Genomic DNA, 5,095 nt, shown 5'->3' on the forward strand with positions numbered 1-5,095 from the left:
AAGGTCCGAATCCGGCTAAACCCCCAAAATTGGAGGGTTACCCCCCAATATAAGTAGTTGCGCGACAATGACTTAGGGCATTATAACGTTGCGTGCGCGAGTCATTTCGTATGTCGAGCGAGGGAAACCGGGGGTGCGGCAGTGATCGAGAATAACGAGACCGACGGGACGCTTGCGGGCATGACGCCGCTGCCGGTTCCCACCAGGGCGTTTCGGCTCCTCCCCATGCTCGCCCTCGCCGTGCTGGCGTTCGCCGCGTCGGCGGCACGCGCGTCGGCGCAGACGAGCGTCACGCAGGTGAGCAACATCGGGCAGACGCCTGGGGTTGGTCAGGGCTTTAGCAACGACTGGTTCAATTCGTTCACCACCGGCAGTAACAGCTTAGGCTACAAGCTGACCAGCGTGGACTTGGTGTTCCCGGCGGGGACGACGATTACCGCGTCCTTCACCGTAAGCATCGTTGCAACGAGCTCGGGCGAGCCTGGGACCACCGAGGGCACGCTGACGAGCCCCGCCTCGCTCAGCAACGGGACCAACACGTTCACGGCATCCGGGACGGGAATCGACCTGGCTGCCAGCACGACGTATGGCGTGCTCGTCGATGTGACCGCCGGCGGGAACAACACCGATGCCATTGGCAACACGGCTTCGGACGGCGAGGACTCAGGCGGTTCGGCCGACTGGAACATCGCAAATACCGCCCGCCACCGTGGCTGGACCACTACCGGTAGCTGGTCGACCGAGAGCACTTCATTGCGGTTCGCAGTCAAAGGCCATGCGAAGACTACCTCCGCTTCCCCTCCGGGCCAGCCCAATGCTCCGACGGTGGGGCCGGGGCCGACATCGGGGACCCTGGCGGTGAATTGGGCGGCACCGACGAGCGCGTCGGCGATCACGGACTACGACCTTCGTTACTTCAAGGACTCGAACGACCCGAACTCCGAGTCGGACTGGGTGACGGAGGGCGCGCCGGGCCTCTCGCACCCGGATTCGATGCGGACGGTGTTGACGGACACGATCCGGGCACTGCAGGCGAACTCGGCGTACCGGGTGCAGGTGCGCGCGGCGAACGCGAACGGCGAGGGCCCGTGGTCGACCTCCGGGAGCGGGTCGACGGCCGCAGCGCCGTCGACGAACGGGGCGCCGCAGGCCGAGGCGGCGAACACCTGCACGCTCACCGCCTTACCTACGATACTTCGCGATGCGGTCAACGCGCCTGCAGGCACCGCGGTTTCCCCCCAGCTGACGAGAGCCGGGAGAGTCTGCGGATCGTGGGGCGAAGTCGGCCTCATCGATCCGGATGGGGACGCGATGACGATCCACGTTACCGGCACCACCGCCGCTGCCGACAGCGTCCACTACTTTGCGGTAACGAATGGACCTTCGCCGCGGATTGCCAATAATGGATCCACCAGCACCACCTCCTCCGCCATAGCTCTCGAGTACAGAGCCGTCTCGATGCACAAGCAAAGGCCCGATACCGTCTCGTTGAGGATCGTGGACCCACACGGGGCGTCGGTCACGACGTCGGTGTCGTTTCGCGTCGGGGGCTTCGGTGGCTCGAGCGCGCCGAGTTTGTCGGCGGTGAGTGATCAGAGCTACCCGGCGGACCAGGCGATCGCTGACCTCGTGCTACCGGCGGCGACGGGCGGCGACCTGTCGCTCACCACCACCGGTGGGGTCGCGACGTTTCCCTACTACTACGCGGTGAGTGGTCTTCCGCCGGGACTCGAGTTCAACGACGCGACGCGGACGATCTCCGGGACGCCGACGACGGCGGGAAACTACACGGTGACCTACTCCGCGGACGACGCCGACCTGAGGAGCGCGAGCCTCAATCCCGCTGGTCGGGACTCGGCGGACACGGCGATGCGGACGTTCGTCATCGCGGTGACGAGGGACGAGCCGACGATCCAGTCGGTGGGGATCGTGTCGACGCCGTCGATCGATACGGACGATGACGACACGGCGGACACGTACGGGGTGGGGGACGTGATCGCGGTGGAGGTGAAGTTCACCGAGCCGGTGGTGCTGACGGGTGGCAACAACGCCGTGCGTCTGCGCATGGACCTTGGGGACGATGACACCAACCGGGGCAATAGCCGGCGGGTGCTGATGCTCCACAGCCAGACTCACGCGGACAGCGCGTTGCGCTTCGAGTACACGGTGTTGTCGACGGACACGGACGCGGACGGGGTGTGGGTGCAGACGGCGAGCGCGACGAACGACCTGGTGGTGTTCCTCACGGGCGCCGCGACGGCCGAGGACTCGGACGGTAACCCCGCGGTGCGTACGAAGAGCGGCCTGCCGACGTCGGGGGATGCGAACCACAAGGTGGATGGGAGCCTCACGCCGCCGAGCGGGCCGGCGCCGACGGGGGCGGAGGTGAACGGCGCGTCGCTGACGGTGACGTTCGACAAGAAGCTGAACCCGGCGACGGCGCCCGGGACGGGCACGTTCACGGTGGCCCGGACGTCGACGCCCGCACCGCCGGCGGTGACGGTGTCGTCGGTGGCGTTCAGCACGGACTCGACGCAGGTGATCCTGACGCTGAGCGCGGCGGTGGCCCGCGGCGAGACGGGGATCACGGTGAGCTACGCGAAGGGGACCGACACGAACCCGCTCCAGGACCCGACCGGCGGGGAGGTGGCGGACTTCGCGGACCAGGAGGTGACGAACGTGACGCCGCCGGCGGTGACGGACGCGTCGGTGAACGGGACGGTGCTGACGCTGACGTTCGACGCGGAACTGGACGCGACGAAGACGCCTTCGACGGCCCGGTTCAGTGTGTCGGGCACGACGCCTGCCACCACGGTGACGGCGGTGGCGATTCCGGGCGGCGACGCGACGAAGGTGAACCTGACGCTGAGCCCGGCGGTGGGGGCCGCCGCGACGGGGATCACGGTGTCCTACACGGCGGGCAACGACGCGAGCGCGCTCCAGGACGGGAACGCCAACAAGGTGGCGGACTTCAGCGCGCAGGCGGTGACGAACGCGACGCCGCCGTCGGTGACGGACGCGTCGGTGAACGGAACGGTTCTGACGCTGACGTTCGACGAGGCGCTGAGCACGACGGCGGCTCCGGCTGCGACGCGGTTCACGGTGTCGGGCACGACGCCGGCGACGCCGGTGACGGCGGTGGAGTTCCGGAGCGGCGACGCGACGAAGCTGGACCTGACGCTGAGCCCGGGGGTGGGGGCCGCCGCGACGGGGATCACGGTGGCCTACACGGCGGGGGGCGACACGAACGCGCTGCAGGACGGGGACGCAAACGAAGTGGCGGACTTCAGCGGACAGGCGGTGACGAACGCGACGCCGCCGTCGGTGACGGGCGCGGAGGTGAACGGGACGGTGCTGACGCTGACGTTCGACGAGGCGCTGAGCACGACGGCCGCGCCGGAGGCGGGCACGTTCGCGGTGACGGGCACGACGCCGGCGACGACGGTGACGGCGGTGGAGTTCCGGAGCGGTGACGCGACGAAGCTGGACCTGACGCTGAGCCCGCGCGTGGGCGTCGCCGCGACGGGGATCACGGTGGCCTACACGGCGGGGGGCGACTCGAACCCGCTGCAGGACGGGAGCGCCAACCGGGTGGCGGACTTCACCGGGCAGACGGTGACGAACGCGACGCCGCCGTCCGTGACGGACGCGGTGGTGAACGGAACGGAACTGACGCTGACGTTCGACGCGGCGCTGAGCACGACGGCGACCCCGGCGACGACCACGTTCACGGTGGGGGGCACGACGACGGCGACGACGGTGTCGGCGGTCGAGTTCCGGACCGGCGACGCGACGATGCTGGATCTGACGCTGAGCGTGGCGGTGGGCTCCGGCGAGACGGCGGTCACGCTGGCCTACGCGGCGGGGAGCGACCCGAACCCGCTTCAGGACGGGAACGGCCGGAAAGTGGCGGACTTCACGGGCCGGACGGTGCGGAACCCGGCGAGCGGGGCGCCGAGCTTCCCGACGACGAGTTCGACGCTGTCGGTGCGCGAGAACAGCGCCGAGGGCACGCTGGTGGGCACGGTGACGGCGACGGACCCGAACGCCGACCCGCTGGAGTACTCGCTGTCCAGCACCACGGGCGGGGGCACGGACCACGAGTCGTTCGCGATCGGGTTGAACACGGGCCGGATCACGGTGGCTTCGGGCGCGTCGCTGAACTTCGAGGCGAAGTCGAGCTACGCGGTGACGGTGACGGCGTCGGACGGCACGTCTTCGGCGAGCCACCAGTTGACGATCAATCTGCTGAACGTGGCGGAGCCGCCGTCGGCTCCGGCGCCGCCGACGGTGACGGCCGCGTCGCCGACGAGCCTGACGGTGACGTGGAGTGCGCCCTCGAGCGCGGGGGCGCGGGCGGTGACGGACTACGACCTGCGCTACTACGCGGGGAGTTCGAACCCGTCGAACCCGTCGGACTGGATCGAGGAGGGCGAGGCGAACGGCCCGCCGAACCCGGGGTCGTCGACCTCGGCGGTGATCTCGGGCCTGACGGCGAGCACGGCGTACGTGGTGCAGGTGCGGGCGGCGGGCGACGGGGAGAGCCCGTGGTCGGCGTCGGGCGGCGCCACGACGGGCGCGGGCGCCGCGACGCCGCCCCCGCCGCCGCCGGCGGGCCCCCCAACGCGCGGCATGGTGGCGGCCGATGGCGCGATGGTGACGCTGGAGTTCGCCCAGGCGCTGGATGACACGTCGGTGCCGTCTCCCGGCGACTTCACGGTGACGCTGGCGGCCGGCTCGTCGTCGGCGCACCGCGTGACGGCGGTGTCGATCCGGGGTTCGGCGCTGGACCTGACGATCGCGCCGGCAGTGCCCGCCGGCCGGGAGGCGGTGGTGAGCTACACGAAGGGCTCGACTCCGCTGCGTACGGCGTCGGGCGCCGAGGTGCCGGACTTCGGCGTGATGGCGACGGCCCCCGCCGCTCCTCCGCCCCCACCCCCGACGCCGCCGCCGACGCCGCCGCCGGCGCCGGCCATCGCGGTGACGGTCGAGGGCGATTCGGCGCTCGAGGGCACGGCGGTGGAGTTCACCGTCCGGCTTTCGCAGGCGGCGGACTCGGACGTGGTGCTGGGCTGGTCGACGGGCCCCGACGACA

Annotated in this window: 3 protein-coding genes; 1 reads left to right on the plus strand and 2 read right to left on the minus strand. The window is 70.2% G+C overall.

The window, feature by feature from the left end:
* Positions 1 to 386: 386 nt before the first annotated feature.
* A complete protein-coding gene (locus OXN85_00035) occupies positions 387 to 896 on the minus strand; it encodes a hypothetical protein (protein ID MCY3598350.1) in 510 nt (169 codons plus the stop codon).
* A gap of 15 nt (positions 897 to 911) precedes the next feature.
* Positions 912 to 1,178 carry a hypothetical protein gene (locus OXN85_00040; protein MCY3598351.1) on the minus strand — a complete coding sequence of 89 codons (267 nt, stop codon included), beginning with the start codon at positions 1,176 to 1,178 and terminating at the stop codon, positions 912 to 914.
* A gap of 406 nt (positions 1,179 to 1,584) precedes the next feature.
* On the opposite strand from OXN85_00040, the gene OXN85_00045 reads away from it, so the two are divergent.
* Positions 1,585 to 5,095 (plus strand): SwmB domain-containing protein (locus OXN85_00045; protein ID MCY3598352.1); only part of this gene is annotated, 3,511 nt, incomplete at its 3' end.

This window comes from Candidatus Palauibacter australiensis (genome assembly GCA_026705295.1).
Lineage (GTDB): Bacteria > Gemmatimonadota > Gemmatimonadetes > Palauibacterales > Palauibacteraceae > Palauibacter > Palauibacter australiensis.